Here is a 26,039-nt window from a genome sequence, read left to right on the forward strand (position 1 = left end):
CTCGTGTCCTCGAATGGCATCCCGAACCCCCCAGCGCAAAGCGCGCCAAACTGTTCGCGATGTCCTCGCACACCTGTTCGCGATGTCCCCGGTCCAAACAGGGTGGCGACTGGCAGGACCGTCAAAATCAAGGCCGGCATGGCGCGACACCTTTCGGGAGTTGCTGCCGCGACCGTGTCCTGATCTGACAGGGAGGCGCTGGGAGAAATCCCGGCGCCGACTGTCCTTGTGGCCCCGCCGGACGACTTTGCCGGCGACGCTTCACCCTGCGCCAAAATCAGCTACTATCCACTTGCCGTGGGAGGCCGGTTAAAAGGGCTGACGGCAGGGGGACATTTCATGACGCTCATCCAGAAGCTTGCTGTTGCCTATGCTTTCCTGTTCTTCGGCGTTGTTGCCATCGGCTATGTGCCGGCCTTCAACGATGCCGGCGGCAATCTGTTCGGCCTGTTCTCGCTGCAATGGTATGATGATTTGCTGCACGCCTTCTCCGGCGTCTGGGCGCTGGCGGCCGCCTTCATCTCGCACCGCCAGGCGGTGTTCTATTTCAAGCTGTTCGGCTCGGTCTATCTGTTCGACGGCGTGCTCGGCCTGGTCACTGGTTCCGGCTGCCTCGATGGCGGCATTTTCATCAACGGCTTCCGCTCCCTGAACGACATCGAATTCCCGGCCCGCTTCTTCGCCAACCTGCCGCACATCGTCATCGGCGGCTTCGCCGTCTATGTCGGGTTCTGGCTGTCGAAACGTGTGTACGACCATTTCGCCACGGCCTGACCGGCCATGTTCCTGTTCCGCTGGCTGAAGCGCATCATCAAGGCGATCCTCTGGCTCGTCGTCATTGTCGTGTTGATCCCGATCGCCGGGCTGGCCTACGGCTTTCTCACGACGCCGTCGCTGGACACAACGCCTTTGCCGGGCGTCGCTGAGGGTGCCCCGCCGAAGGCGCTGGCCGACAAGATCCGTGCCGAAATCCCCGGCTACCAGCGGCCGGAGGAATCGACCTTTCTTACTTATCCGGAATGGGCCATCGTCTACGCCGCCCGCGAATATGCCGGCTTCGTCGACAAGAACCAGCCGAGCGGTTTTCCCTATCTCTCCTATATCGGCCGCTTCTGGCAGGACTATGCGATGGTCATCCGCGCCAGCTCCGCCTACAGGTTCAACCTCGACAATCACCAGATGCTGGTGATCATCGGCACCAGCCACACGATCGAGCACGCCATCCAGTGGGCCTATGAAAATACGGTCGGCCGCGTCACCGAAGCGACAGCCGGCAAGCGCACCGCCGTCGACATCTACCAGGCCAAGGTGGCGGCGGAGTATGCCGGTTTTCTCGACCAGGTGCCGTGGTACCAGTTTCCCTATGCCGAAAAGCGTGCCGGCCTGTTCGCCGTCCAGCCGGCAGCGGACGACAGCGCTGTCCGTACCAGCGAACGCAAGCTCGCCTTCGGCTTCGCCGACACCATCAAGCAAGGCTACGCCGATCTGATCAAGTCGGCGCTCGCCGCCACCACCGATCCGGCCTTGCTCGACATTCACGTCTGGGCCAAGGGTCCGGTCAGCGAGGTGACGCGCAACGAGCCCGACACTTTGCTGGAGCGCGATCTCGGCGCCGACGGCACGGTCTTCGTCACCAGGCGCTATCAGGTGTTCACCGACATGATTCCGCGCCTGATCGGCAAGGGCATCTCCTTCGTCGAGATCGGCGGCAATGACGAGATCATGGTCACCATGCTTTCCAACGACGAAATCAAGGTTCCCGAAGATGCACGCACCTTGTTCAGCTACCCGCTTCCGGCGGAACCTTCGACGCGACGCACCGGCCTGACCGTCGCCGTGCGCAAGCTGCACATCGTGCTGCCAGCGCTGATGACGGCAGGCGCCAGGCTCGAGCATGTCTACGATTACTGAGGCCTTTCGGTCACAGCCGGCCTCGGCAAAACGTTGCGTGATGCTCCGCCACGCTCATTCCACAATCGCGGCCAAATCCCGCCTTGTTCCGCAACGATTGATGATGCCGTAGACACGTTGTCTTGCGCACATGTGCAGGCAACTCGGAGGCACAAGACCGTGATCAAGACCGCCCTTGTCGCCATGACCATCGTCGGCTGCGACTGCGACGCCAGGCTTTGCGAATATATCGGCGAGACGCCCGCCAAATGGTCGACCATCGCCGAATGCGAAGCGGCGATGAAAAGCCAGATGCTGCACGAGCGCAATTTCGACTATCCGCTGGTCTCCGGCATCTGCCGGACACAGAACTCGTCTTCGTCATCGCAACTCGCTGCGACCGCTTCCGAGCCTGAATTGACGACGGCCAGTACGGCCGCGACAGACCCGCTGCCACCGGAACTGAGCCATCGGCCCAGTGCTGCGGTCGGAACGCAGGCAACGGCGACGGAAACGGAAGCCGTCCGGCCGGTCGCCTATGAAGCGGCGGTCGATGGCGGCCGCGCCGTGCTCTACCGCACGAAGGCCGGCTACGCCGTGGTCAAGACCGATCTCGGCCGCGCCGCATCGGCAACGATCGGCATCGCCAGGCGTTCGGCGAACTGGCTGGCGGCGAAGCTGCCTGACGGTCTGTAGCCGCCGCTTCAGGCCGTGCCGATCAATGCCTTGACGGCGCGATAAAAAATCGACGAAAACAACTCGCCCGGATCGTATTGCAGCTTCTTCGCCAGGAAGGACGGCAGTTCCGGATAGGAGGCAAGCAGTTCCTTGCCTGTGTAGTGGAGCTGGTAGGGCAGGAAAAAACGCCCGCCATGCTTGATCGTCACGTCGATCAGCGCCCTTGTCAGCGCCCGCATCCTGGCATTGCCGTCGGCGTCTGTCGGCTGATTGATGTAGAGCACCAGCGAATAGGCCGGCTCCGGCGCATAATTCAGCGCCACATCCTCCTTGTGGACGATGCGTACCGACGCGTTGAGCACCGGCAGGGTCTGGTTGCGCAGGATCTCGCGCGCTTCCGCGATGAACGGGTTATAGGCCGCCCGCGGGATGAAATACTCGTGCAGGATGTCGGTCTCATCGAGCAGATCGTTGAACAGATAGGGCACTGAATCGTGCATCGGATTGTTGCGCGTGACGAGGCAGGCCTCGCCCTCGGCCATTGCCGTCGTCCGCGCCACCGTGCAGCTCTCGAATTGCGGCTCCAGCGTCTTTTCGGTGAACCATTTCAGCTCCTGGAACAGGCTGCCCCATTTCGCCAGGTTGATGATCACCCGCTTGAGCCCGACCGAACCCGGTTCACCGATTGCCGGCTGGTCGGCCGGCGGCTGGTCGGCCACCTTGTCATAGCGGTAGACGATCATATCCTCGAGGAAATTGCCCGGCGCAGTCGACAGATGCCCATAAAACAGACCGATCGCCCTGTTTGGCTCCAGAACCTCGGCGAAGAACGTCGGGAAATCGTCCGATCTGATGATCTCGCGCGAGGTCCGGTAGACGGCGTTGTCGACGATGTCGAGTGTCGCCTCCAGCACCACGCCGAACAGGCCGTAGCCGCCGACGACGTGGCGGAACAGCTCGGTATTTTCGGCCGGTGAGCAGGTCGTCACCGAACCGTCGGCCAGCATCACCCGCATCGATCGGATCGAGTCGGCGACCGAGCCGGCCTGGTGGTCCATGCCATGCGCGTTGACCGACAGCGAGCCGCCGACCGAAAAGATGTCGGTCGACTGCATCGCCTTTACCGCGAAGCGCGGGTGCAAAAGGTTCTGAATGTCGTGCCAGCGCGCGCCCGGCTGCAAGGTGATCGTCTTCGCCGTCGGGTCGACACTGACCTTGTTGAATTTGCGCATGTCGAGGACCAGCGCGTTATCGTCGAAGGCGTGGCCGCCCATCGAATGGCGCACCGCCGCGACCGAGACCTTCAGGCTATTGGCGCGGGCAAAGGCCAGCGCGCTCGCGATGTGGTCTTCCTCGCTGACTTCGATAACGCCGTAGACCGGTGTCATCGACAAGCCGCTGGCATCGTTGATGTCGCCGCCCTTGGTCAGCCATGGCAGCGCCGGATCGTAGGCTGGCGGGCCCCCCAGCGGCTTCTGCGCCAGGTCGATCCCGTCAATGTCGGCGATGCGCCCGGAATTCTTCTGCACCGACGGACCGCGCGCCAGGCGCGCCACGGTCGTCCCGCCCCAGAGCATCGCGCCGCCGACCACCGCCGCACCCAGCAGCAGCCGCCGCGACAGGCGAAACCCCTTGCGTTCCTCGACCATGACACCCCTCGCTGCCTCAGGGATAGCGCGGGTTTCCGGCAAAAAACCAGAGCCGGAGTGCGTAGCAGAACTAGCGGCAGTTGCGGCAGTTGCGGCATCAGCATCAGGAGCATTTTCTTATGGTTGCAATTAAGGTATGTTTCGCGCTATGATTGAAGATCCGAACGGATCCATGATGATGCTGACCATTGTATGGGCGCCCATTCCATGAAGCTCGTGTCCCGCGCGATACTGTCCCTGATGCTAGAGCTTGCTCCGATATGCGCCGAGGCTCACGACTCCAGTCAGGGCGACGACAGCGTCGTCGCAGTCGCGCCTGACGATCCGGATATGGCGGCGGCGACTGCACAGGCACGTGCCACCCTGGACGCATTCCTGGCATTATCCCAGACACCGCCACCTGGAACGGACACATTCAAACTGAAGGTGATGATCAAGGACGGACATGTGACCGAACACTTCTGGGTCATCCCGTTCCAGCGGAACGAAACCGGATTCGTGGGGATATTGGCGAATGAGCCACATAGTGTCCACAACGTCGTGGCTGGCCAGTATGTAGAATTCAACCGAGACGATATTTCCGACTGGGGATATACCAAAAACGGTCACCAGGTTGGCAGTTTCACCGTCTGTGTGATGTTCAAGTCGATGCCGAAGGAAGAAGTCGACTACATGCGTAGCCAACGCGGCTTCGATTGCTGACCGCCCAGCCGGACTACCCCGCCTCCTCGTCCCGCGCCCCGATTTTGCGCACCAGTGCCGCCGTCGCCAGCATCGCCCCCATGTCTGCGATCATCGGCGCGGCATGCTTGGTGTAGTCCAGGCGCGTGGAGATATCCGGGAGCTCGAAGAAATTCCTTTCCTGCGGCAGCAGGAGGAAGCCGTCGCTGCCGTTGAGCGCGACGCGTGCCGGATCGTTCGGCCGGGTCTCGCCGAGCCATTGCAGCGCCTGCGCCAGCCGGCCCGTCACCAGCGGCCGCGCCGCCTCGATATTGTCGGTGCGGAACTCATAGGCGGCATCGAGCTCCGGCACGCCGCTGGACAATTCCTGCATCTTGCTGCCGAAGATGCCGCGGAGGAAGCCGACGACCTTGTTGGTCCGGCGCGCGGCCACCAATGTGCCGGGGAACGGCACGATCGTCTCGAAGGCGACGATCACGCCCTTGAACACTGCCGTCGTGCTCTTGCCCGTCCCTTCCCGTAGATCTGCTTCGTACAGCTCGAATGGAAACCCTTCATAGCGGCCGGAGAAAACATCGTCGAAAGACTGTCGGTTGAACGAACCAACCGTCTCACGCGGCAGTCGGTCGAACGAATTCGGCTTGACGTTGTGGCGATACCGCATGTCCTCGATGAAACCGAAGATGATCGGCAACAGCGTGCTGCGAAACGACTGCTGCAATTTGCTCGCTGGCTTGATCGCCCGGAAATAGAGCAAGATCGCTGCCAGGAGTCCGCCGACATAGAGGAACACATGCGGGGTCGAGACCCACTGCTCGTTCGGGTCGGCAACCCCGTTGAAGAGCCAGGCCACAAACACCACGAACGCCAGCACCAGCCCGATGAACAGTGGGACCCGCCAGCGCGTCCGGCGATGGGCCGAAGCTCTTTCGGCCTCATAGGCCTCGATGTTCTTCCTGAGGCCGGCGATCACCGCTTCGCTCGGCATGAAATCCGCAGTTTCCATCACCCACCGCCGCCACAAGCCTGCCCGCGCTGGGCATGATAGCCGGTTTGGTGGACCGCGTCAGCGCAGCCGTCAGCGCCCGGCACTGAAGATCGCATCGAGGCGGGCCAGAACCCTTTGCCTTGATTTTCCCTTCAACATTTCAACCGGCACCAGCCGCTCGTGATCGCCGGCGCGCAGCCGCATGAAGGCATGCAGCCGGTAGGCGGCAATGGCGCCGCGCGTGCCGGGATCGGCGCTGATGTCGACGACGAAAATGGCACCGATGCGGCCAGGCCAAGGCTGGCGCGCGAAGGCGGTGCCGAAGAAATCGCCGAGTCCATAGGCGACGAGCGTCTTGCCGATCCGCTCGATCGGCTGCACGACATGGGCATGATGCCCGGCGATCAGGCAGACGCCATGTTCGGCCAGAAGCCGCGCCAGTGCCCGCGTCCTCGCACGTGGAAAATGCCGGAATTCCCAATCCCAATGCGGCACCGCGCAGAGGAGGTCGACACCCGAAGCGGCATCGCGCGGCCATTGCGCCGGATCGCCTTGCATCGAGACACGGCCCGCGAACTGAGCCGCGTCGGCATTGCGCCACAAGGTAAAGGCGGCAAGGCCTATGGTCAGCGAACCAACCGCAAACCGCTCGACCGGAGCCGCAGTGCCGATCGTGCGGATGCCTAATTGCTCCAGCACGGCGACCGTCTCGTCGAAGCCGGCGATGCCCTGGTCGAGCACATGGTTGTTGGCCAGCGACAGCACCAGTTTTTCGCGCGAAATGCCGGCAGCGGCCAGCGCCTCGGCAAGGAACCGCTCGTTCATCGCGTGGTGCGTGCCAAACCTCGTACCCAAAACAGCGCTCGGCCGTTCCACCACCGGGCTTTCGCAATTGCCGACCACGAGATCGGCCGAGGCAAGCAGTGCCGCAATCGCCGGATCGCAGTCCGGCGCGCTGCGATTGGCCACCGCCGAGATATCGCCGACGAAAGCCAGCCGCACCGTCCGCGCCGGCGGCGGGTCGAGCAGGGCTGCGTCCGCCGGAGCAAAGCCGCGCGCGTCGCCATTGAGCGAAGGCCGGAGGAAGCGTGGCAGCCAGGACAGTTTGTAGGAAAGCGGATAATTCGACACGCGACGGCCCAATGGTTTGCCTTGTGTAGCCCGCCAGCCGGATTGATTGAAGCGCTGACTGTTATCGTTGAACCACAGGGCTACAGGCGCGCGAACCAAATGCGTGTATGATCCACTGCGGAGCGACAAAAGGGGTGATCACGATGACGCGTTTTTCCAGGCTGATGGCATGCGCCATCGTTCTTTTCCTGCCGCTGTCTTCGGCCGGCGGCGCTGTGCCGGATACCGCGGCCCTGTTCGAGGCAAAAACCGTGGCCGAGCGTAACGGCGCTCTTGCCGCTCTTGAAACCGCCGCGCCAGGCGATCCGGCAGCCGCCTACGCCGCCGGCGCCGGCGAATTCTTCACCGCGCTGGAGATCCTGGCCGGCGGCCTGCATCGCCACGGTTTCGAAAGCCCGCAATCCTTCATGCTGCCGCTGATGCGGCTGCCGGTGCCGGACAATGCCAATCCCGAGCCACTGACCTACGAACAATTCCGCGCCATTCTCGTCGCCTTCCGCGATCGGTTGGAGAAATCCGCAGCCACGCTGGGTTCGGTGCCCGCCGATGCGGACATCGGCACGGTCATCGACCTCACCCGCCTCGGCATCGATCTCAACGAGGATGGCCAGATCGCGCCGGACGAAAGTGCCGCCGCGATCATGGCGGTTCTGTCACGCGGCGGCGGTGTGCCAGACGCGGCCGCACCCGCCCTCACCTTCCGCTTCGACCGCGCCGACGGTTATTGGCTGCAGGGCTATGCCGAGTTCCTGATGGCGCAGGCAGACTTCTGGCTGGCGCATGATTTCAAAAACACATTCGACGGCTCCTTCCACATGCTGTTCCCGCGCGCAAAACTGCCGCTGCAGGATACGCTCGTGCCGCTGGACGCTGGCATGAATGGCGGCATCCTGACGTCCGAATGGCGCCTCGCCGACTTCATCTCCCTGGTGCATCTCATCAACTGGCAAGTGGTCGAGCCTGAGCGCCGGCAAGCGGCGCGCCGCCATCTGATGGAGATGATCCGACTGTCGCGCGAAGACTGGAAAGCCATCCGCGCCGAAACCGACAATGACCGCGAATGGCTGCCCGGGCCGCAGCAGAAAGGCGCCAGCCCGCTGACGGGCCTTGAAGTCGGCGAGGAGCAGGTGCAGGCCTGGCTCGCCGCCCTTGATATGGCCGAGGATCTTCTGGAAGGCCGCACCTTGCTGCCGCATTTCCGCATCGCCGATAAAGGCATCAACATGAAGCGCTTCTTTGATGAGCCAAAAACCTTCGACCTGGTGCTGTCGATCACCGGGCCGGCCATCGCGCCCTATCTCGAACGCGGCAAGATTCTCACAAGCGAGGAGTTCAACCAGATCCAGCGCCAGTTCGGCGGCGCCGGGTTTCTGACGTTCGCGCTTTGGTTTAACTGAGGACGAAACCTGGAGGGTGCTCCTGACAGCCTGCTGTCAGCAGCCAAATTGCGCCTCGCGCTACCCGCCACTCCGCTCTTTCCATTTTGGCCGATACCTCCCATATTCGGGCCATGGCCAGACTCTCCGACAAGAAAACGCCGCCGCCGGCGAATGACGAGCGCGCTTCGCCGCCCAAGCGGCGCAGTCCGCTGACCGATTTCCTCGATGCCTCGGAGCCCCTGTACAAGGGCGGCTTTGCCGAGGCGCCGCAGGCCGAGTTCACCGGCGCGCCGCTGACCGGCTCGATTGCCGACTGGGCCGAGCAGATCGAGCGGGAAGCCGAGAAGGAAGGGCGTCAAATCTCCCCCATCGAGGGGGAGATGTCGCCGAAGGCGACAGAGGAGGTCGGCAAAGGAAGCGCTCGGCATGAAGGGTCGCAGAGCACTGCCGCACCGACTCCACCCGGCGGCTCCGCCGCCACCCTCCCCTCGAGGGGGAGGGAAGGCGCCAAGTCTGCCAAGAAGATCCCGGAGCGCTCCTCTTCCCCCGGCCGTACTGCACGCGGCACCTCGATGGGCGGCGCGGCTTCGGCGCGGGAGCGCACTGCGGCCGGTCTCAATCCTGTCGCCGGCCTCGACATTTCGCTGGAGGACGCCGAGACCATGGCCTCGGGCGGCGTCACCGCCACCGTCGCGGCGCTGTCGGCGCTGATCGAATCTGGCAATCCGCTGCACAAGGACGGCGTGCTGTGGACGCCGCACCGCCCTGCCCGGCCGGAGAAGTCCGAAGGCGGCATCGCCATCAGGATGGTCTCGGATTTCGAGCCGGCCGGCGACCAGCCGACCGCGATCAAGGATCTCGTCGAGGGCGTCAACAGCAACGACCGCACCCAGGTGCTGCTCGGCGTCACCGGCTCGGGCAAGACCTTCACCATGGCCAAGGTGATCGAGGAGACGCAACGCCCTGCTCTGATCCTGGCGCCCAACAAGACGTTGGCCGCGCAGCTCTATTCCGAGTTCAAGAAATTCTTCCCGGAAAACGCCGTCGAGTATTTCGTCTCCTACTACGACTACTACCAGCCCGAGGCCTATGTGCCCCGGACCGACACCTACATCGAGAAGGAATCCTCGATCAACGAGCAGATCGACCGCATGCGCCATTCGGCGACGCGCTCGCTGCTCGAGCGCGACGACGTCATCATCGTCGCCTCGGTGTCCTGCATCTACGGTATCGGCTCGGTCGAGACCTATACGGCGATGACCTTCCAGATGCAGATCGGCGACCGGCTCGACCAGCGCGCGCTGCTCGCCGACCTCGTCGCCCAGCAATACAAGCGCCAGGAAATCAACTTCGTCCGCGGCTCGTTCCGGGTGCGCGGCGACACGATCGAGATCTTCCCGGCCCACTTGGAAGACCGCGCCTGGCGCATCTCGCTGTTCGGCGACGAGATCGAGGCGATCACCGAATTCGATCCGCTGACCGGCCAGAAAACCGGCGAGCTGAAGAGCGTCAAGATCTACGCCAATTCGCACTACGTCACGCCGCGCCCGACCTTGAATCAAGCCATCAAGTCTATCAAGGAAGAACTCAAATATCGGCTGCAAGAGCTTGAAAAGGCTGGCCGCCTGCTTGAGGCGCAGCGGCTTGAGCAGCGCACCCGCTTCGACCTGGAGATGCTGGAGGCGACCGGCTCCTGCGCCGGCATCGAGAATTATTCGCGCTATCTGACCGGCCGCAAGCCGGGCGATCCGCCGCCGACACTGTTCGAATACATTCCCGACAATGCGCTGGTCTTTGTCGACGAAAGCCACGTCACCATACCGCAGATCGGCGGCATGTATCGCGGCGACTTTCGCCGCAAGGCGACGCTGGCCGAGTATGGTTTCCGCCTGCCGTCCTGCATGGACAACCGGCCGTTGCGCTTCGAGGAATGGGACGCCATGCGCCCGCTCTCCGTCGCGGTTTCGGCGACGCCCGGCGCCTGGGAGATGGAGCAGTCCGGCGGCGTCTTCGCCGAGCAGGTCATCCGCCCGACCGGCCTGATCGACCCGCCGGTCGAAGTGCGCCCGGCCAAGACACAGGTCGACGACGTAGTCGGCGAAATCCGCGAGACCACGAGGGCCGGCTACCGCACGCTGGTCACCGTGCTGACCAAGCGCATGGCCGAGGATTTGACCGAATATCTGCATGAGCAAGGCATTCGCGTCCGCTACATGCACTCAGACATCGACACGCTGGAGCGCATCGAAATCCTGCGCGATCTGCGCCTCGGCGCTTTCGACGTGCTGGTCGGCATCAACCTGCTGCGCGAAGGCCTCGACATTCCCGAATGCGGCTTCGTCGCCATTCTCGACGCCGACAAGGAAGGGTTCCTGCGCTCCGAGACATCGCTGATCCAGACCATCGGCCGTGCCGCCAGAAACGTCGACGGCAAGGTCATCCTCTATGCCGACCAGGTCACCGGCTCGATGGAGCGCGCGATGGCCGAGACCAACCGCCGTCGCGAAAAGCAAATGGAGTGGAACGCGGCCAACGGCATCACCCCGGAATCGGTCAAGTCGCGCATTTCGGACATTCTGGATTCGGTCTACGAGAAGGATCATGTCCGCGCCGACATTTCGCAGTTCACCGACAGCGCCGGCGCGATGATGGGCAACAATCTGAAGGCGCATCTCGACGCCCTGGAAAAGCAGATGCGCGACGCCGCCGCCAACCTCGATTTCGAAAAGGCGGCCCGCATCCGCGACGAGATCAAGCGGCTGCGCGAGATGGAACTGTCCATCTCGGACGACCCGCTGGCCAAATATGCCGACATGGAAAGCCCGGTTTCGGGCCGCGAAAAGGGCAAGCACAACAAGGGCGTGGCCAAACATCGTACAGCAGAGGAACAGGAGCGTTTCCGGAAGCTCGACGAGGCACATGCCGCCGAAGAGGCGGCCAAGGCTGCCCGGCCCAACCTCTTCCGCAAGCCGGAGCTCGACGAAATGGGCGCCGACGGCGCCGTGCCGGTCAAGAAGCCGCTGTTCGCGAAACCTTCGCTGGACGATATGGGACCTGGGACCGACATGCCGACGCCGTCAGGCGCGGTCTCCCGTTCGCTGTTCAAGAAACAGTCGGCGCAGGAAGCGCACGGTTCGGATTTCGGTATACCGGGTGAACCGACCAAGCCGCTGTTCAGGAAGAACTCACTGGACGAGATGACGGTGCGGCGGACCGAGAAGCCGGTCGAGGGAAAAGCGCCGGCGAAACCACAGCCAATCTCCCCCCTCGTGGGGGAGATGCCAAGTGGTGGCAAAGAGGGCAGGGTAGAGGGGGGCGCGAAGGAACGCCACGTTTCAGCCAAACCCATCGTCCGCCAGCGCGCTGGCATCGGCTCCTACGAAGACCCCGCCGACGCCCGCCGTGAAAAGCGCCGGCCGGGCAAGACGGGTCGGCCGGGACGGTAGCGAGCTTCCCTTCTCCCCTTGTGGAGAAGGTGGATCGGCGCGCAGCGCCGAGACGGTTGAGGGTGCTGGACGGATCGCCGTCGGTGCCAAGCTGGAGCGCCCCTCATCCGACCGCTTCGCGGCCATCTTCTCCCACCAAGCAAGGGGAGAAGGGGGAGCCTAGCCACTTGCCATCGGCGCTACCCTTGGTGTAGCCAGTTTCTACAACTTGAACGTCTTGAAAGGAGGGCTGCGTGTTATTTTCTCACCACCGTCAGCGCGGCCCTGTCTCTGCCCTGCGAGCTTGCTTGCAGGGCTGACCAGAGACGGTCCGGGTTCTCCCGCTTCGATTTTCTTGGTCTGCCCTTCGTGGTGCTGCAACGCCGAGCCTGATGGCCAGCCTGCGCACCGTCAAAGTGCATCAACCGGAATCACTCCGGACAGACCAGAGAAATCGACATGGCCCTGATCAGCCTCAAGTCCCTCGGCGTCACTATGAGTGCGCCGCTCTTCTCCAATCTCGACCTCACCATCGGCACCGGCGATCGGCTCGGCATCGTCGCCGCCAATGGTCGCGGCAAATCCACTTTGTTGAAGTGCCTGACCGGCGACATGGAGCCGACATCAGGCGACATCACCCGCACGCGCGGCCTGCGCGTCGGCTATGTCGAGCAAATCATCCCCGCAGCGCTGGCCGGGCGCAGCTTTCATGAAGTGGTGGCCGACGTCTTGCCGGCCGAGCAGGCCGAAAGCGAACAATGGCGCATCGATGTGGTTCTCAACTCGCTCGATGTGCCGCAGCCGATGCGCGAGCGGCCGATGCGAGCCTTGAGCGGTGGTTGGCAAAGGCTGGCGCTGATCGCCCGTGTCTGGGTCACCGATCCCGACGTCCTACTTCTCGACGAGCCGACCAACCATCTCGACCTCGGCAAGATCAGCCAGCTCGAGACCTGGCTGAACGCGCTGTCGCGCGAGGTGCCGGTGGTGATCGCCAGCCATGACAGGGCGTTCCTCGACGCGACGACCAACCGCACGCTGTTTCTACGCCCCGAACAATCGCCGGTGTTTTCGCTGCCCTATTCGCGGGCGAGGCTTACGCTGGACGAGGTCGACGCCTCGACCGAGCGCAAATTCCAGCGCGACATGAAAGTGGCGCAGCAGCTGCGCCGGCAGGCGGCCAAGCTCAACAATATCGGCATCAATTCCGGCAGCGACCTTTTGACGGTCAAGACCAAGCAGCTCAACCAGCGGGCAGAGCGACTGGAAGAAGCGGCAGCGCCGGCACACCGCGAAAGATCGGCGGGCGCGATCAAGCTCGCCAATCGCGGCAGCCATGCCAAGGTGCTGATCACGCTCGACGACTTGGTGGTCGGAACACCTGACGGCACGGTTCTGTTCAGCACCGGCAAGCGCCATATCTGCCAAGGCGACCGCATCGTCCTGCTCGGCCGTAACGGTGTCGGCAAATCACGGCTGATCGGCCTGATCCGGAACGCCATCGTCGAGCCGGAAACGGTGGCGCAAAGCGTGAAGGTGACGCCGTCGACCGTGCTCGGCTATAGCGACCAGGCATTGTCGGGCATCAGCGGCGATGACACGCCGCTGGCGATGCTCTCGCGCAGATTCGATGTCGGCGAGCAGCGCGCCCGCTCGTTGCTGGCGGGCGTCGGCGTTAGCATCGACATGCAGGAGCGCCGGATCGGCGTGCTGTCGGGCGGACAGATGGCGCGGCTGATGATGCTGGCGCTCAGGCTCGCCAATCCCAATTTCTATTTGCTCGACGAGCCGACCAATCATCTCGATATCGATGGCCATGAAGCGCTGGAAGCGGAATTGCTGGAACGTCAGGCGAGCTGCCTGCTTGCCTCGCACGACCGCTCCTTCATCCGCGCGGTTGGCAACCGCTTCTGGCTGATCGAGAAACGGCGGCTGACCGAGATCGATAGCCCGGAAGCTTTCTTCCAGGAGGTAGCCGAAGCGGGCGGTTGAAAAATTGCGGAAAAAAATCCGGCGCTCTGTCGGATGATGATCGCATGCCACGTCCTTGGGACGCCGACACGGTGATGCCGGCGCCAATCGAGGAGAAAGCATCATGTCTATTCTGTCATCCATAGGTCACGCCGTGACGCGTTACTCGGCGGCTCGCGCCCGTTATCGCAGCGAACGCGCCATCCTTTCATTGCCGATCGAGTTGCGCAAAGATATCGGCTGGCCGGAAATCGTCGTCGACGCGCAAAACAGCCCGCGGATTCGCATCGAAGGTTGAAAGGTGGCAGTTGGCCGTCGCGGCAGGCGCCATTTCGAATCCAAAAACCATCGGCCGTGTAGGATCTTCGCCGTTCCGTTCGTCCTGTGGTTCGCAAAGGCCAACCAGACGCAAAGAGGAGCATGACATGAATGATCAGCCGCAGACCCAGTCCGCCGCCAAAGTGCTTGGCGGATTGACGCCCTACCTTCAGCTGGACGGCGCTTTCAAAGCCGCAGAATTTTACCAAAAGGCCTTCGGTGCCGAGCAGGTCTTTGCCTATCCGCCGGATGAACAGGGCCGCACCATGCATATCCATCTGCACATCAACGGTTCGACCCTGATGCTTTCCGACTTCTATCCTGAGCATGGAATGGCCGCTGTGAAGCCGCAGGGCTACACCATGCAGCTCCATCTCGGCAGCGACGACATCGACGCCTGGTGGAAGCGGGCCATCGAGGCGGGTTGCGAGGAAGTCGTGCCGTTGCAGGTGATGTTCTGGGGCGACCGCTGGGGCAATATGCGTGATCCGTTCGGCGTCGAATGGGCAATGAACGCACCGGTGAAAGCAGCTTAACATCCAACACAGGCTGTGTCTGAAATCACCTCTCCCCGCTCTAAAGGGAGAGGAAAACGATCACATGGAGGAAGTCAGATGTCCTATGTCGACGGTTTCGTACTGGCCGTGCCCAAGGCAAATCTCGATGCCTACAAGAAAATGGCGCAGACGGCCGGCGCCGTCTGGAAGGAGCATGGCGCGTTGGCCTATGTCGAATGCATTGGCGACGACGTACCCCATGGCGAGCTCACCTCGTTCCCGCGCGCCGTGCAGGCCAAGGAAGACGAGGTCGTCGTCTTCTCCTGGGTCGTCTATGAATCCAGGCAGCATCGTGATGCGGTGATGGCCAAGGTGATGGCCGATCCGCGCCTCAAGCCGGACTGGGAGACCATGCCGTTCGACGGAAAGCGCATGATCTTTGGCGGTTTTCAGCCCTTCATCGAGCTGTAGGCGCCCCTCGATCAAGTTTATTGAGCAGCGGCTTCAGCCGGTCGCCATAGCGCTTCCACAGATCGACCGAGCCCTGATACATCGGCTGGCGCACTTGCGCGGCCGACGCCGTGCGCACCGGCCGGTCGGTCTGGTGAAACGACAGCACGGCGTCGTCCCACGGGAGGCCGAGATGGGCGATCAGCGCCCGCGACTGGCCTTCCTGGTCGGCGACGAAATCCTCGTAGCGAACGTCGTGCACGACATCAGGCAGCACGGCGTGCCAGTGCGCCATGATATCGGTGTAGAGGTTGTGGAAATCGGCGAGCTCGTCGAGATCGTAGCCGTAGCGGTGGCTGTCGCCGCGGAAATGCACTTTGTAGATCGACAGGCAGGTCGCCGCCGCATCGCGCGCGCAATGGATGATCTTGGCCTTCGGCAGCATCATATGGATAAAGCCGACCAAGAGGAAATTGCCGGGCATCTTGTCGGTGACGTGCCGAAAACCTGGATAGCGGGCGTGCAGCATATCGAGATAGGCCTGGCCGGCCTCGGCATAGGCCTTGTCGGACATGTCGGCGATGCCCCAGGGAAAGCCGCCCTTCATGCTGAGCGGAAACTGCTTACCGACCGCCGTCTTCAATATGCTGAGCTCGCCGGCGCCATAGACCTGCGGATGGCTGGCGATGATCTGCTCGACCAGCGTGGTGCCGGATCGCGGCATGCCGACAACGAAGATCGGCGTGTCGTCGGCGATCCCGCCCGGCCTGTGTTTTTCAAAAAAGGTCTTGTCGAATACGGCCTTCATCGCCTCGAACTCGCCGCGCGTCTTGCCGGCATCGTAGTCGATGCCCTGGCGGCGGATCGCGTTGCCTTCGGCGAAATAGTCGAAAGCGCGGCCATAATCCCTGAGGTCGTCGTTGGCCTTGCCGAGGCCGAAGGAAAGCTGCATGCGCGCCAGGCTGCCTTGCGGCGCCTTGGCGTGCTCCGCCTCCATGCGGGCAAGCTCGGCGTCGCGCTCCTTCTGGCGCTTGACCTGCGTGAGCATCAGCCAGGCCCTGGCCATGCCGGGGTCCACCGCCAGCGCCTGCCTGAAAAGATCCGCAGCCTCGTCGAGATTGCCCTTTTCCATCAGCCCGACGCCCAGGCCGTGCAAAAGATCGGCATCCTTCGGCCGGATCGTCAGCGCCTCGCGAAAAACAGCCAGTGCCTCATCCAGCCGGCCCGCTTCCTGCAGCGTTTCGGCAAGCCCGACGCGGGCGCGGACATGGAACGGGTTGCGGCCGATCGTGCCGCGATAAATATCTTCGGCGCCTTCGAATTGGCCGAGCTGCTTCAGCGACGAGCCGAGATTGTCGCGCGCCGCCAACTGGTCCGGCCGAATCGCCACCACCTTGCGGAAGAGATCGGCCGCGGCCGCTACCCGGCCCAGGTCGCGCAGCACGGTGCCGAGATTGTTGAGGAAATCCGGATTGTTCGGCTGCAGACGCACCGATTGTTCGATCAGCGCCAGCCCCTCGGCGCTGCGCCCGGTCTGGTGCAGCAGAAGCCCGAGGAAATGCGCAGCAGCCGGGTGGTTGGCCTTTTGCGCCAGCACCTGACGGTAAAGCGCCTCGGCTTCCTGCCGGCGCCCCGCCTGGTGCAGCTGCAGCGCCCGCTGCACGTACTGGTCAAGCCCCAGCGGCGGCTGTCCGCCTGAGCCGTAACGTGCGCCTGCCGGTTGTCTCGGATCTCTGTTGATGGGAAACCTGCCGTGTTGTCCGCCTGCCGCGATCTAGGCCATCGCTGCGGCACGTGCAAGAGCAGACGGCGGTCGCTACGAAGCAAACCTCCGAACCCGGGGAACTTACCGAAAGTCGGCCGGCGTCAGCACATACATGTTCTTGCGGCCGTGCGAGTAGGCTTCGCGCGCAATATCGTGGATCGACGAACGCTTGGCGTCGAAGGCACTGAGGAATTCGGCTTCGGCTCCGCTTGCAGCCGGGTTTACCGTCGAAAGTGCCGTAACCTCGATAAAGAACGGGACTTCGAACATGCCGTCATGCCCGACGAAACGAACGCGCTTGGCTGCAGCGTCGTAGGACCGGCTGGGATTGGGAAAATTGAGTGTCATGGCTTGCGCGTCAAATCAGGCGGTTGCTTTCGGCAAGCTGGCGCGCCCGCCGCACCGTGCCGTCGGTGTCGGCAATCCTTCGCCTTGCCGCCTCGTCGCTTCTTATCGTGAGGCGCGGCGATATGACCTTTGTCGGCTTGACGACAGGATCGACTGCAACTGTCGGGACATTCGCTGTTCTTACGGAACTCATGACTCTATTCCCTTCATACCTAAATAAACACAAATGCCGGAGGAACTCTTCCGGAACTTCTTCAAACAATTTTTGAGATGCCCGGCACCGTATCATCGTTTCGCAAATAACCATAGAAAAGTAATTTTACGTTGGTAGCGGCAAAAAGCCGGAATCTTCTTGAATAAGCCGCATTTTCAGAATATTGGTATGGAACCGTTTTTGGGCCGTGCTTGGTCCCCTCGCGGCGTCAGGGGTTCTCGGCCCGCCAAAACCTCATACAAATCGCCGATACCCGATACCGCAATGCAGGCCCCGTTTTCAGGGCCAGGCCGGAAAGAAACTTCAAGGCACAAGAATGTCTGCCCGCACCACTCATTCCATCGCGCATTTCGCGGCACCTTTCGTGCTTGGCGGGCTAGATGGCGTGCAGCCGGCCGGCGACTATGACATCGACCACGACGAGGAACTGATCGACGGCATGTCGTGGCTTGCCTGGCGCCGCGTCGCCACTTTCATCCATCTGCCGTCAAGGACGGTGAAAAGCCCGACCAGCCAGCTTGTCGCCGTCGACCACGCCGAACTCGAAGCAGCGCTTCGGCACGATCAGGAGAATGTTACATGATCCGCTTCCAGCAGAGTGCGCGGCGCACGGATACGCCGTCGCATATCTTCACCGTCGGCCAGACCGTCCGCATGAAGAGCCGCATCGGCCTTGTCCAAAAGACCGCGGAGCTGTTCCAGATCAAGAGCCGGCTGCCGGTCAAGGACGGCTCGCCGCAATACCGCATCCGCAGCGAGCAGGAGACCTACGAGCGGGTCACCACGGAAGACAATCTCGAACCGGTCGACAACCCGGCCGGCTGAGCGATAGCACTCTCGACATTACCACCCACGCACGAGGGATCAGAAATGGCCAAGGGTCAACAGCGAAGCAACCGCGAGACACGCAAGCCCAAGAAGGACAAGGTGGCTGCAAAGCCGGCCTCGCCGTTCGGCTCGGCGGTCAAGCAGGCGGAGACCGGTACGAAACCCAAGTCCAAAGGCTAGGGTCGATCGCAGACAATCTGGTGGAGGCGTGCTTGAACTTCGTCATTGAGTTCTACCGCTCGCGCGATGCCGACGAAGCGACACTCGACCGGGTGTCGCTGGAGGCGCCGAACCTGCGCGCCGCCCTGCAAGGCGCCGCCACGCTGCTTCACACGTTGATGATGCCGCAGATCCCCGATCGCCTGCGCATCTCCAACGAGGACGGCGCCGAGCTCTACGCCGGCCCCGCCGATGGTGCCTATCCGGACGAACAGTAAGGCCGGTGCGCTAGCACGGCCCATCATCGACGACCCGATAATCAGCCGCGCGGGCCTCGCATTCATTGGGGAACGTGCGCAGTTCGCCATGGCGACGGGCACAGACCGGGCGGTATTCGCGGGTACAGAATGTCTGCTCGCCGCCGCCACCACCGCCACGGCACTCGCCTTCACGGATGATGCGGTATCCGGCGCGTTCGGCAAGGCAGGCGTTGGCGAAGGTCTGGCGGTCGCCGCCGCGCCTGGCGCAGACCGGGTCATATTGTCTGGTGCAGAATTGCGGCCCCGGCCGTGGCGGGCGCGGCCCCGGCCCCTCATCGACCACGACGGTGCAGGCCGCGAGAATTGCCGACAGGAACAGGATGGAAAAAACCTGCCGCGAGAAGATTGCCGCAAGAAACCGCATGAATGTTCCCTCCCTCGAAACTCGTGCCTGCACAAATGGTGCCTGCCTCCGGCCGATCCTCGTCATTCCGCCGCCAAATGCAACCCCTGTTTGCAACCGGCGGCATGGCCAACCAGGGCGACGGTAGGCCGGCGCAAAGGCAAAACAGCACCGGCCCCGCTTGCTGGACCATGCCTGGGCTGCGTCTGGCCGATGACCGCGCGGAGAACCGGAACTATCGGTGCGATGCGTCGGGATGCGCCTGTTGGGCCGCCCGCGGCTCTATCTTGCAAGCATCACGTTTCCGTGCGATAAATTTTGTGTTCGGGCATTTGCGACCCGGAGAGCGGAACGTTTTGGACGACCTTTCCCCGATACTGTGAATCTCTGACAGCCCCGTTTTCGGCGGGGGGTTTTACCATGCGCCAGTGCATGACTGCCGAAGCAACCACCGGGACTTGCCCACGGCGCCAGGCGGCGGGCGGAACCACCAAGACTGACACGGGTGAAGGAGTTTCCCCAATGGCCCAGACCGGCACCGTTAAATTCTTCAACGCTACCAAAGGCTTCGGCTTCATCACGCCCGATGGCGGCGCCAAGGATGTGTTCGTCCACATCTCGGCGATCGAGGCTTCCGGGCTGCGCACGCTCGTCGACGGTCAGAAGGTCACCTTCGATGTCGAGCCCGACCGTATGGGGAAGGGTCCGAAAGCGGTCAATCTCCGCGCCGCCTGAACGGCGGCGTGCCGCGCGTCCTTTCGGGGTGTGAGGATGCTGCAAGGCTTTGGTGTGACGTGAATTTTATAAAGGCGCGGCGGCTTTCGTCGCGCCTTTTGTGTTCTGGGATGCTTGCCGGCACCCGCAAAACTTTCTCTTGCCGATGGCACTAAAATAAAGGACAAATTTCCGTCCGGGCATTTGCCGGCCCGAGACTGGACTTGTGGGATCAAAGGAGCTTCCCATGCCGCAGACCGGCACCGTCAAATTCTTCAATCACGCCAAGGGCTTCGGCTTCATCACGCCGGACGACGGGGCAAAGGATGTCTTCGTCCATATTTCGGCCGTGCAGGCGTCGGGTCTTCCCGGTCTTGAGGATGGGCAGAAAGTGACATTCGACACCGAGCCGGACAAGCGCGGCAAGGGTCCGAAAGCCGTCAACCTGTCGATCGGCTGAACCGGCCCTGGACAGAATGGACGTGGGCCGGTCTGGCCTGCGGTGTTTACCGCACGCTTGAATCGCCCAGTTGGATGAACCCGCCTGCCAAATTTCGTTCAGCCCCCGTTCAGCCACGGTCCCATATTAGTCTTCGTTAAAGCCGGACCGCATCCCCCGAAAACGACCCGGGCCGGCACGAAGGAGACCGATATGAACCGAATTTTCAAGACTGCCATCCTGTCCGCCGCGGTCGTTGCGACCACGCTTGCGACCTTGCCCGCGGCCAGTGCCGATGAATGGCGCCATCACCGCCGGCACCACGGCAACGGCGACGCCGTTGCGGCAGGCGTGCTCGGCCTTGCGGCCGGTGCCCTGATCGGCGGTGCGCTCGCCAGCCCGCAGCCCCGCTATTACGACCCGTCCTATGATGATGAATACTACCGGCCTGCCCCGGTGCGCCGTTATTACGTGCAGCCGCGAGTGGCCTATGCCGAAAGCTATGCGGAGCCCTGGACCCGCGGCTGGTACGAATACTGCTCGGACCGCTACCGGAGCTTCAACGCGCGTACCGGCACGTTCACAGGCTATGACGGCGAACAGCATTTCTGCACCGCCAATTAACGGAGGCAGTTTCCTGCCGGAAAAAAGCGCGGTTGCACAGGCCGCGCTTTTTGTTTCCGGCAAGCGGTTTCAGATCAGGAACGGATTGCTCCGCCGCTCCTCACCAAAACGGCCGCCGGGACCGTGGCCGCAGATGAAGCCGATGTCGTCGCCCAACGGCAAAAGCTTCTCCTTGATCGAGGCGATCAGCGCGGCGTGGTCGCCGCCCGGCAGGTCGGTGCGGCCGACCGAACCGCGGAACAGCACGTCGCCGACATGCGCGAACTTCGCCGCCCGGTTATAGTAGACGACGTGGCCGGGTGCGTGGCCCGGACAATGGAGCACCTCGAACACGTGTGAGCCGAACGAAACGGTCTCGCCTTCGGCAAGGAACCGGTCGGGGACACAGTTGCGCACGGGATCGGTGATGCCGTAGCGCTTCGCCTGGTTCTCGAGATTGGCGAGCAGCGGCCGGTCGGCGGCATGCGGGCCGATGATCTCGATACCGAGCGCCTCCTTCAGCTCCATGGCCCCGCCGGCATGGTCGATATGGCCATGCGTGATCCAGATCGCGCCGGCAGTGATCGCATTGTCCTCGAGCGCCGCCAGCACCTTGTCGATGTCGCCGCCCGGATCGATGACAACGCCTTGCCTGTCGTCCATGTCGAAGAGAATGGTGCAGTTCTGCTGGAACGGCGTGACCGGCACAATGCCGGCGTTGAGCTGACCCATATTCGTCCTTTCACGCTGTCGGAGCGCTGCGCGCCCCCCTCGAACGCGTCAGGAAAGCCCTAACCTTTACCCTGATGTAGAGACACACGCGAACGGCGTCCACCGCTCCACAAACGGAAAACGGAATGGGCGGCCGAAGCCGCCCATTTGAAAACTTGAAACGTCAAAGCTTATTTCTTCATCGCGTTCATGACCGCACCGATGATGCCGGTCAGGATGGCGCCGCCGCCGGCACCGCCAACGATATTTGAAATGTTCAACGCGCTGCCTGCCCCTGCCGCCGTGGCCGCGGCTGTCGGGTCGACCGCGCCACCCAGCAGACTGTTGAGGATGGCCGCACCGCCGACGCCGCCAACAGCGCCGCCAAGGATTTTGGTAAGCTGCCCCATCGCCGCCGTCTTGATAGCCGCGCCAACCGCCTGACCACCGATGATACCCGTAATCACCTGAATAATGATCGGAAGAAGCGTGTTCATATCCATATTTCCAGTCCCTCCATAGCTGCCAGCCTCCCGGGCCGACCCCATCATGAGACGCCGAATTGTGTGAAAGTCAAATGCAGAAGCGCTTAAATAAAAGGGGCGGCTCGAAAACCGCCCTTACTAGTTAAAAAAGCTGTGACTTTCGTTATTCTGCAGCGATTGCGTGCTTGGGCTGAACGGCCGCAGAATAGTCATTCATCAGCGTCTTGGCGATTTCGCCGACCTCGAATCGGTATGGACCGATCTCCGAAACCGGCGTCACCTCGGCTGCCGTCCCGGTGAGGAAGCACTGCTGGAAGCCTTCAAGCTCTTCCGGCATGATGGCGCGCTCGATCACCTCCACACCGCGGTCCTTGGCAAGGCCGATGACCGTGCGGCGGGTGATGCCGTCGAGGAAGCAATCGGGCTTGGGCGTATGGATCTTGCCGTCCTTGACGAAGAAGATGTTGGCGCCTGTCGCTTCCGCCACCTGGCCCCGCCAGTCGAGCATCATGGCGTCGGCATAGCCCTTGGCCTCAGCGGCATGCTTGGACATGGTGCAGATCATATAGAGGCCGGCCGCCTTCGATTTCGACGGTGCGGTGCGCGGGTCGGGGCGGCGCCATTCGGCCATGTCGAGGCGGATGCCCTTGAGCTTCTGCGCCGGGTCGAAATAGCTCGGCCACTGCCAGATGGCGATGGCGCAGTTGATCCGACTGTTCTGTGCGGAAACGCCCATCTGTTCGCTGCCGCGCCACGCGATCGGCCGGACATAGGCGTCCTGGAAACCTTGCTTCTTCAACAGCGTGCGGCAGGCGTCGTCGATCTCGGCGACCGAGTAGGGTATCTTGAAGCCAAGCAGGCGCGCCGATTCGTGCAGGCGTTCGGTGTGGTCGGTCAGCTTGAAAATTTCGCCCCCATAAGCGCGCTCGCCCTCAAATACCGCGCTGGCGTAGTGCAGCCCGTGGGTCAAGACGTGGATCTTGGCGTCGGCCCATTTGACGAATTGGCCGTTCATCCAGATAAAGCCGTCCAGTTGGTCGAAGGGAACGGATGCCATGGTAACCTCCCGCGGGCGGCAGCCCGCACAGTGTCGTTGCGTGTTTCGCCTCGGCCGCTGCGGGCGGCCATTGTCTCAAAGCGTAGGCGGATATTTAAGGTCTGGCAAACTTAGGAAGTTCCGGAAAAAACGGCTTCGCTTGCCTTTTCGTTCGCAATCCGCCGAAAAGCTTGCCAAAAATTACCATCGCGTGGAAAATACGTCAATAGTGCTGACATAATTTCTGCTTCACACGGAGAAAAGATGACGAGCCACGCAGCCGCAGAGCCGATCAGGACGGCGATCACCGACGAGGACGGCATCGATTTCGCCATCATCGAGTTGTTCTTCTTCGCCTATCGCGACTTTACCTCCGATCCGGACCAGATCCTGGCCGATTACGGTTTTGGCCGCGCCCATCATCGGGTGTTGCATTTCGTCAATCGCCGGCCCGGCCTGACGGTCGCCGAGCTCCTCGACGTGCTCAAGATCACCAAGCAGAGCCTGGCGCGCGTGCTCAAGCAACTGATTGACACCGACCATATCGTGCAATTGCAGGGCCCCCGCGACCGCCGCCAGCGCGAGCTTTATCCGACGGCCAAGGGCCGTGCGCTGGCGCTGGCGCTGGCGCGGCCACAGTCGCGCCGCATCCATGCTGCATTGGAAGATTCCGGAGCCACCGAACGCGCCGTTATCGAACGGTTCCTTGAAGCGATGGTCAATCCGGAACTAAGGGCGCAGATCGACATTGTGCCCGCAAAGATGTCAGGGAAAAGCCATGGAGACCATTGAGAGGGTTGATCATCCGACAGCACCGGAAGACGACGCGCCGCATCTGCTGGTGGTCGACGACGACACCCGTATCCGCAATCTTCTGAAACAGTATCTGACCGAAAACGGCTTTCGCGTCACCGTCGCCGGAAATTCCGGCGAGGCGCGGCGCAAGCTCGCCGGCCTCGACTTCGATCTGATCGTGCTCGATGTCATGATGCCGGGCGAAAGCGGCGTCGATCTCACCAAGGCGCTGCGGGCGGAGAAAAACGTACCGATCCTGATGCTCACCGCACTGTCCGAAACCGACAGCCGGATCACCGGGCTCGAGGCCGGCGCCGACGACTATCTGCCTAAACCGTTCGACCCGCGTGAGCTGATCCTGCGTATCAACAATATCCTGCGCCGCGGCGGCCCCGCGACGACGCCCAAGGTCGAACAGCTGGTCTTCGGCCCCTATACGTTCCAGATCGCCAGGCGTGAGCTGAAGCGCGGCGGAGAGGCGCTCAAGCTGACCGACCGGGAGCAGGAAATCCTGGCGATCTTCGCTGCCCGTGCCGGCGAGACGATACCGCGGCATGAGCTTGTCGGCGACGAATCCGAGGTCGGCGAGCGCACGATCGACGTCCAGATCAACCGGCTGCGCCGCAAGATCGAACGCGATCCGTCCAATCCGGTCTGGCTGCAGACCGTGCGTGGTATTGGGTATCGGCTCAGCGTGGAATAGAATGCCGCCGACAGCGGCCCTTTGCCGCTCCCGGTGAGCGAAAAGACGAATGGCGACCACGCAACTCGAACGGCCGGGAGATGGCGGCTTCGGCGCCCGCGCGACGCGGGCGCTGAAGGCCGTGCCGCGCGCCTGGAACCGTTTCTGGCGCCTGGTGTCGCTTTACATGCCGAAGCGGCTCTATGCCCGCTCGCTGATCATCGTCATAGCGCCAATGATCATGCTGCAGTCGGTCGTCGCCTTTGTCTTCATGGAGCGCCATTGGCAGACCGTGACGCAACGCCTGTCACAGGCCACGGTGCGCGACATCGCCGCCATCATCGACCTGATAGAGACCTATCCGCATGACGCCGACTACGCGAACGTCATCCGCATCGCCCAGGATCGCATGCAGCTGAAGGTCGACCTCCTCCCCCCCGACCCGCTGCCGCCACCCGGGCCAAAGCCGTTCTTCTCGATCCTCGACGAGATCCTTTCCTCCGAGATCACCCGCCAGATCAACCGGCCGTTCTGGATCGATACGGTCGGCAATTCCAATATCGTCGAGGTCCGCGTCCAGCTTGAGAACAAGGTGCTGCGGGTCTTCGTGCGCCGCAGCCAGGCCTACGCGTCGAACACCCATATTTTCCTGATCTGGATGGTCGGCACCTCGCTGGTGCTGCTGATGATCGCCATTCCCTTCCTGCGCAACCAGATCCGGCCGATTCTGACGCTGGCCGAGGCGGCCGAGAGCTTTGGCAAAGGCCGGCCGATGCCGCGCGATTTTCGCCCGCGCGGCGCCGAGGAAGTCCGCCGCGCCGGCTTTGCCTTCATCCAGATGCGCGAACGCATCGAACGCCAGCTCGAGCAGCGCACCGCCATGCTGAGCGGCGTCAGCCACGATCTGAGGACCATCCTCACCCGCTTCAAGCTGCAATTGGCACTGGCCGGGACCAAGGCGGCCGACACCCAGGCACTCGACCAGGACATCGACGACATGCAGTCGATGCTGGAAGGTTACCTTGCCTTTGCACGCGGCGAAGCATCGGAAGATGCCGGCCGGTTCGACCTCGAAGCCTTCTTCGACAAGCTTCGCGAGGAAGCCGCGCTCCGCAAGCGCAAGCTGTCGACCGTACTTACCGGCGATCCGCACGTCCACGTGCGCCCCAATGCCTTTGCCCGGCTGCTCTCCAATGTCGTCGGCAATGCATTCCGCTATGCCAAGACGGTGGAGATCAACGCCAATCATGGACGCGGTTCGCTGCTCGTCACCATCGACGACGACGGTCCGGGCATTCCGCCCGAAAAGCGGGAGGATGTATTCAAGCCGTTCGTGCGGCTCGACGAGGCCCGCAACCTCGACGCCAGCGGCACCGGCCTTGGCCTCTCCATCGCACGCGACATTGCCCGCAGTCATGGCGGCGACATCGTCCTCGAACGCAGCCCGCTCGGCGGCTTGCGGGCGGTGATCAAGGTTCCGGCTTGACGGCAGCAAGACCCGGCCTTCATTCGCCCGTCATGAAACCATGGTGAAGAGCGCCAA

Annotated in this window: 30 protein-coding genes; 20 read left to right on the top strand and 10 right to left on the bottom strand. The window is 62.7% G+C overall.

The genetic code is table 11. The features are described 5' to 3' along the window. The first annotated feature begins 339 nt into the window (after positions 1 to 339). The 3 genes from NKJ84_RS21485 to NKJ84_RS21495 all read left to right on the top strand — a co-directional run bounded on the left by NKJ84_RS21485 (position 340) and on the right by NKJ84_RS21495 (position 2,586). Positions 340 to 774: a DUF4383 domain-containing protein gene (locus NKJ84_RS21485; protein ID WP_023719157.1), complete on the top strand. Its 435-nt coding sequence runs from the start codon at positions 340 to 342 to the stop codon at positions 772 to 774. Between the two features lie 6 nt (positions 775 to 780). Next, positions 781 to 1,911 carry a hypothetical protein gene (locus tag NKJ84_RS21490; protein ID WP_352508106.1) on the top strand — a complete coding sequence of 377 codons (1,131 nt, stop codon included), beginning with the start codon at positions 781 to 783 and terminating at the stop codon, positions 1,909 to 1,911. A gap of 159 nt (positions 1,912 to 2,070) precedes the next feature. Beyond that, positions 2,071 to 2,586, top strand: a complete 516-nt coding sequence (locus NKJ84_RS21495; RefSeq protein WP_352450478.1) for a hypothetical protein — start codon at positions 2,071 to 2,073, stop codon at positions 2,584 to 2,586. Between the two features lie 8 nt (positions 2,587 to 2,594). Here NKJ84_RS21495 and NKJ84_RS21500 read toward each other — a convergent pair whose 3' ends face one another. Beyond that, positions 2,595 to 4,217, bottom strand: coding sequence for an FAD-binding oxidoreductase (locus NKJ84_RS21500; RefSeq protein ID WP_352508107.1), 1,623 nt, complete (start codon positions 4,215 to 4,217; stop codon positions 2,595 to 2,597). A gap of 207 nt (positions 4,218 to 4,424) precedes the next feature. On the opposite strand from NKJ84_RS21500, the gene NKJ84_RS21505 reads away from it, so the two are divergent. After that, on the top strand, positions 4,425 to 4,919 hold the full coding sequence (locus NKJ84_RS21505) for a YegJ family protein (protein ID WP_254819220.1): 495 nt from the start codon (positions 4,425 to 4,427) through the stop codon (positions 4,917 to 4,919). Positions 4,920 to 4,932: 13 nt separating this feature from the next. On the opposite strand, the gene NKJ84_RS21510 is transcribed toward NKJ84_RS21505, so the two are convergent. Both NKJ84_RS21510 and NKJ84_RS21515 read right to left on the bottom strand, forming a co-directional pair. Beyond that, positions 4,933 to 5,904, bottom strand: coding sequence for a hypothetical protein (locus NKJ84_RS21510; protein WP_352508108.1), 972 nt, complete (start codon positions 5,902 to 5,904; stop codon positions 4,933 to 4,935). A 72-nt stretch (positions 5,905 to 5,976) separates the two neighbouring features. After that, positions 5,977 to 7,017, bottom strand: a complete 1,041-nt coding sequence (locus NKJ84_RS21515) for a CapA family protein (RefSeq protein ID WP_352508109.1) — start codon at positions 7,015 to 7,017, stop codon at positions 5,977 to 5,979. Positions 7,018 to 7,160: 143 nt separating this feature from the next. On the opposite strand from NKJ84_RS21515, the gene NKJ84_RS21520 reads away from it, so the two are divergent. From NKJ84_RS21520 to NKJ84_RS21545, 6 genes are all read left to right on the top strand, one after another. Continuing rightward, positions 7,161 to 8,414 (top strand): hypothetical protein, encoded by a 1,254-nt coding sequence (locus NKJ84_RS21520; RefSeq protein ID WP_352508110.1) that lies wholly within the window; start codon positions 7,161 to 7,163, stop codon positions 8,412 to 8,414. A gap of 113 nt (positions 8,415 to 8,527) precedes the next feature. Beyond that, positions 8,528 to 11,842 (top strand): excinuclease ABC subunit UvrB, encoded by a 3,315-nt coding sequence (uvrB, locus tag NKJ84_RS21525; RefSeq protein WP_352508111.1) that lies wholly within the window; start codon positions 8,528 to 8,530, stop codon positions 11,840 to 11,842. A 438-nt stretch (positions 11,843 to 12,280) separates the two neighbouring features. After that, the gene (locus NKJ84_RS21530; RefSeq protein ID WP_352508112.1) at positions 12,281 to 13,810 is read left to right on the top strand and encodes an ABC-F family ATP-binding cassette domain-containing protein; all 1,530 of its coding nucleotides are present in this window, start codon (positions 12,281 to 12,283) and stop codon (positions 13,808 to 13,810) included. Positions 13,811 to 13,913: 103 nt separating this feature from the next. Then, positions 13,914 to 14,087, top strand: a complete 174-nt coding sequence (locus NKJ84_RS21535; RefSeq protein WP_023719167.1) for a hypothetical protein — start codon at positions 13,914 to 13,916, stop codon at positions 14,085 to 14,087. 127 nt (positions 14,088 to 14,214) lie between these two features. Further along, positions 14,215 to 14,643 (top strand): VOC family protein, encoded by a 429-nt coding sequence (locus NKJ84_RS21540; protein ID WP_254819275.1) that lies wholly within the window; start codon positions 14,215 to 14,217, stop codon positions 14,641 to 14,643. A gap of 78 nt (positions 14,644 to 14,721) precedes the next feature. Continuing rightward, positions 14,722 to 15,075 carry a DUF1428 domain-containing protein gene (locus tag NKJ84_RS21545; protein WP_352508113.1) on the top strand — a complete coding sequence of 118 codons (354 nt, stop codon included), beginning with the start codon at positions 14,722 to 14,724 and terminating at the stop codon, positions 15,073 to 15,075. On the opposite strand, the gene NKJ84_RS21550 is transcribed toward NKJ84_RS21545, so the two are convergent. From NKJ84_RS21550 to NKJ84_RS21560, 3 genes are all read right to left on the bottom strand, one after another. Next, entirely contained in the window at positions 15,062 to 16,717 is a 1,656-nt protein-coding gene (locus tag NKJ84_RS21550) for a tetratricopeptide repeat-containing sulfotransferase family protein (protein WP_352508114.1), read from the bottom strand. The genes NKJ84_RS21545 and NKJ84_RS21550 overlap by 14 nt on opposite strands. 183 nt (positions 16,718 to 16,900) lie before the next feature. Continuing rightward, the gene (locus NKJ84_RS21555; protein ID WP_254819211.1) at positions 16,901 to 17,167 is read right to left on the bottom strand and encodes a DUF1488 family protein; all 267 of its coding nucleotides are present in this window, start codon (positions 17,165 to 17,167) and stop codon (positions 16,901 to 16,903) included. A gap of 10 nt (positions 17,168 to 17,177) precedes the next feature. Beyond that, positions 17,178 to 17,360, bottom strand: coding sequence for a hypothetical protein (locus NKJ84_RS21560; RefSeq protein WP_352477934.1), 183 nt, complete (start codon positions 17,358 to 17,360; stop codon positions 17,178 to 17,180). A gap of 337 nt (positions 17,361 to 17,697) precedes the next feature. Between NKJ84_RS21560 and NKJ84_RS21565 the strand changes: the two genes are divergently transcribed. The 4 genes from NKJ84_RS21565 to NKJ84_RS21580 are packed head-to-tail and all read left to right on the top strand — an operon-like array spanning position 17,698 to position 18,646. Then, positions 17,698 to 17,964, top strand: a complete 267-nt coding sequence (locus tag NKJ84_RS21565) for a hypothetical protein (RefSeq protein ID WP_352477936.1) — start codon at positions 17,698 to 17,700, stop codon at positions 17,962 to 17,964. Then, positions 17,961 to 18,206 carry a hypothetical protein gene (locus NKJ84_RS21570; protein WP_254819208.1) on the top strand — a complete coding sequence of 82 codons (246 nt, stop codon included), beginning with the start codon at positions 17,961 to 17,963 and terminating at the stop codon, positions 18,204 to 18,206. The genes NKJ84_RS21565 and NKJ84_RS21570 overlap by 4 nt, the downstream gene beginning before the upstream one ends. A gap of 45 nt (positions 18,207 to 18,251) precedes the next feature. Continuing rightward, a complete protein-coding gene (locus NKJ84_RS21575; protein ID WP_254819207.1) occupies positions 18,252 to 18,389 on the top strand; it encodes a hypothetical protein in 138 nt (45 codons plus the stop codon). Positions 18,390 to 18,421: 32 nt separating this feature from the next. Next, positions 18,422 to 18,646, top strand: a complete 225-nt coding sequence (locus tag NKJ84_RS21580; RefSeq protein WP_352508116.1) for a hypothetical protein — start codon at positions 18,422 to 18,424, stop codon at positions 18,644 to 18,646. 10 nt (positions 18,647 to 18,656) lie between these two features. Here NKJ84_RS21580 and NKJ84_RS21585 read toward each other — a convergent pair whose 3' ends face one another. Then, the gene (locus tag NKJ84_RS21585; RefSeq protein ID WP_352508117.1) at positions 18,657 to 19,052 is read right to left on the bottom strand and encodes a Kazal-type serine protease inhibitor family protein; all 396 of its coding nucleotides are present in this window, start codon (positions 19,050 to 19,052) and stop codon (positions 18,657 to 18,659) included. A 501-nt stretch (positions 19,053 to 19,553) separates the two neighbouring features. On the opposite strand from NKJ84_RS21585, the gene NKJ84_RS21590 reads away from it, so the two are divergent. From NKJ84_RS21590 to NKJ84_RS21600, 3 genes are all read left to right on the top strand, one after another. Then, entirely contained in the window at positions 19,554 to 19,766 is a 213-nt protein-coding gene (locus NKJ84_RS21590) for a cold-shock protein (RefSeq protein ID WP_006202520.1), read from the top strand. 226 nt (positions 19,767 to 19,992) lie between these two features. Beyond that, positions 19,993 to 20,205 (top strand): cold-shock protein, encoded by a 213-nt coding sequence (locus tag NKJ84_RS21595; RefSeq protein WP_006202521.1) that lies wholly within the window; start codon positions 19,993 to 19,995, stop codon positions 20,203 to 20,205. Between the two features lie 192 nt (positions 20,206 to 20,397). Next, complete coding sequence (locus NKJ84_RS21600; protein ID WP_352508118.1) at positions 20,398 to 20,808, top strand: BA14K family protein; 411 nt, start codon at positions 20,398 to 20,400, stop codon at positions 20,806 to 20,808. A 69-nt stretch (positions 20,809 to 20,877) separates the two neighbouring features. Here NKJ84_RS21600 and NKJ84_RS21605 read toward each other — a convergent pair whose 3' ends face one another. From NKJ84_RS21605 to NKJ84_RS21615, 3 genes are all read right to left on the bottom strand, one after another. Next, positions 20,878 to 21,519 carry an MBL fold metallo-hydrolase gene (locus NKJ84_RS21605; RefSeq protein ID WP_352508119.1) on the bottom strand — a complete coding sequence of 214 codons (642 nt, stop codon included), beginning with the start codon at positions 21,517 to 21,519 and terminating at the stop codon, positions 20,878 to 20,880. Between the two features lie 170 nt (positions 21,520 to 21,689). Next, entirely contained in the window at positions 21,690 to 22,001 is a 312-nt protein-coding gene (locus NKJ84_RS21610) for a hypothetical protein (RefSeq protein ID WP_254819202.1), read from the bottom strand. 145 nt (positions 22,002 to 22,146) lie between these two features. Beyond that, positions 22,147 to 23,040 (bottom strand): branched-chain amino acid aminotransferase, encoded by an 894-nt coding sequence (locus NKJ84_RS21615; RefSeq protein WP_352508120.1) that lies wholly within the window; start codon positions 23,038 to 23,040, stop codon positions 22,147 to 22,149. A gap of 243 nt (positions 23,041 to 23,283) precedes the next feature. Here NKJ84_RS21615 and NKJ84_RS21620 point away from each other — a divergent pair, with 243 nt between their 5' ends. The 3 genes from NKJ84_RS21620 to NKJ84_RS21630 are packed head-to-tail and all read left to right on the top strand — an operon-like array spanning position 23,284 to position 25,982. Further along, positions 23,284 to 23,811 (top strand): MarR family winged helix-turn-helix transcriptional regulator, encoded by a 528-nt coding sequence (locus tag NKJ84_RS21620; RefSeq protein WP_023719182.1) that lies wholly within the window; start codon positions 23,284 to 23,286, stop codon positions 23,809 to 23,811. Then, the gene (locus tag NKJ84_RS21625) at positions 23,798 to 24,517 is read left to right on the top strand and encodes a response regulator (protein ID WP_023678415.1); all 720 of its coding nucleotides are present in this window, start codon (positions 23,798 to 23,800) and stop codon (positions 24,515 to 24,517) included. The genes NKJ84_RS21620 and NKJ84_RS21625 overlap by 14 nt, the downstream gene beginning before the upstream one ends. A gap of 49 nt (positions 24,518 to 24,566) precedes the next feature. After that, positions 24,567 to 25,982, top strand: coding sequence for an ATP-binding protein (locus tag NKJ84_RS21630; protein ID WP_352508121.1), 1,416 nt, complete (start codon positions 24,567 to 24,569; stop codon positions 25,980 to 25,982). Positions 25,983 to 26,039 lie beyond the last annotated feature (57 nt).

It is taken from the genome of Mesorhizobium sp. M0048 (assembly GCF_040323405.1).
Classification (GTDB): Bacteria; Pseudomonadota; Alphaproteobacteria; order Rhizobiales; family Rhizobiaceae; genus Mesorhizobium.

Excerpts from the sequence above, each read along its gene's own strand:
- NKJ84_RS21485 (WP_023719157.1), top strand. The coding sequence starts at position 340 with ATGACGCTCATCCAGAAGCTTGCTGTTGCCTATGCTTTCCTGTTCTTC.
- NKJ84_RS21595 (WP_006202521.1), top strand. The coding sequence starts at position 19,993 with ATGCCGCAGACCGGCACCGTCAAATTCTTCAATCACGCCAAGGGCTTC.
- NKJ84_RS21585 (WP_352508117.1), bottom strand. The coding sequence starts at position 19,052 with ATGCGGTTTCTTGCGGCAATCTTCTCGCGGCAGGTTTTTTCCATCCTG.
- NKJ84_RS21575 (WP_254819207.1), top strand. The coding sequence starts at position 18,252 with ATGGCCAAGGGTCAACAGCGAAGCAACCGCGAGACACGCAAGCCCAAG.
- NKJ84_RS21625 (WP_023678415.1), top strand. The coding sequence starts at position 23,798 with ATGGAGACCATTGAGAGGGTTGATCATCCGACAGCACCGGAAGACGAC.
- NKJ84_RS21510 (WP_352508108.1), bottom strand. The coding sequence starts at position 5,904 with ATGGAAACTGCGGATTTCATGCCGAGCGAAGCGGTGATCGCCGGCCTC.
- NKJ84_RS21630 (WP_352508121.1), top strand. The coding sequence starts at position 24,567 with ATGGCGACCACGCAACTCGAACGGCCGGGAGATGGCGGCTTCGGCGCC.
- NKJ84_RS21620 (WP_023719182.1), top strand. The coding sequence starts at position 23,284 with ATGACGAGCCACGCAGCCGCAGAGCCGATCAGGACGGCGATCACCGAC.
- NKJ84_RS21560 (WP_352477934.1), bottom strand. The coding sequence starts at position 17,360 with ATGAGTTCCGTAAGAACAGCGAATGTCCCGACAGTTGCAGTCGATCCT.
- NKJ84_RS21535 (WP_023719167.1), top strand. The coding sequence starts at position 13,914 with ATGTCTATTCTGTCATCCATAGGTCACGCCGTGACGCGTTACTCGGCG.
- NKJ84_RS21505 (WP_254819220.1), top strand. The coding sequence starts at position 4,425 with ATGAAGCTCGTGTCCCGCGCGATACTGTCCCTGATGCTAGAGCTTGCT.
- uvrB (WP_352508111.1), top strand. The coding sequence starts at position 8,528 with ATGGCCAGACTCTCCGACAAGAAAACGCCGCCGCCGGCGAATGACGAG.
- NKJ84_RS21555 (WP_254819211.1), bottom strand. The coding sequence starts at position 17,167 with ATGACACTCAATTTTCCCAATCCCAGCCGGTCCTACGACGCTGCAGCC.
- NKJ84_RS21600 (WP_352508118.1), top strand. The coding sequence starts at position 20,398 with ATGAACCGAATTTTCAAGACTGCCATCCTGTCCGCCGCGGTCGTTGCG.
- NKJ84_RS21590 (WP_006202520.1), top strand. The coding sequence starts at position 19,554 with ATGGCCCAGACCGGCACCGTTAAATTCTTCAACGCTACCAAAGGCTTC.
- NKJ84_RS21500 (WP_352508107.1), bottom strand. The coding sequence starts at position 4,217 with ATGGTCGAGGAACGCAAGGGGTTTCGCCTGTCGCGGCGGCTGCTGCTG.
- NKJ84_RS21570 (WP_254819208.1), top strand. The coding sequence starts at position 17,961 with ATGATCCGCTTCCAGCAGAGTGCGCGGCGCACGGATACGCCGTCGCAT.
- NKJ84_RS21545 (WP_352508113.1), top strand. The coding sequence starts at position 14,722 with ATGTCCTATGTCGACGGTTTCGTACTGGCCGTGCCCAAGGCAAATCTC.
- NKJ84_RS21530 (WP_352508112.1), top strand. The coding sequence starts at position 12,281 with ATGGCCCTGATCAGCCTCAAGTCCCTCGGCGTCACTATGAGTGCGCCG.
- NKJ84_RS21520 (WP_352508110.1), top strand. The coding sequence starts at position 7,161 with ATGACGCGTTTTTCCAGGCTGATGGCATGCGCCATCGTTCTTTTCCTG.
- NKJ84_RS21605 (WP_352508119.1), bottom strand. The coding sequence starts at position 21,519 with ATGGGTCAGCTCAACGCCGGCATTGTGCCGGTCACGCCGTTCCAGCAG.
- NKJ84_RS21540 (WP_254819275.1), top strand. The coding sequence starts at position 14,215 with ATGAATGATCAGCCGCAGACCCAGTCCGCCGCCAAAGTGCTTGGCGGA.
- NKJ84_RS21615 (WP_352508120.1), bottom strand. The coding sequence starts at position 23,040 with ATGGCATCCGTTCCCTTCGACCAACTGGACGGCTTTATCTGGATGAAC.
- NKJ84_RS21565 (WP_352477936.1), top strand. The coding sequence starts at position 17,698 with ATGTCTGCCCGCACCACTCATTCCATCGCGCATTTCGCGGCACCTTTC.
- NKJ84_RS21610 (WP_254819202.1), bottom strand. The coding sequence starts at position 22,001 with ATGGATATGAACACGCTTCTTCCGATCATTATTCAGGTGATTACGGGT.
- NKJ84_RS21490 (WP_352508106.1), top strand. The coding sequence starts at position 781 with ATGTTCCTGTTCCGCTGGCTGAAGCGCATCATCAAGGCGATCCTCTGG.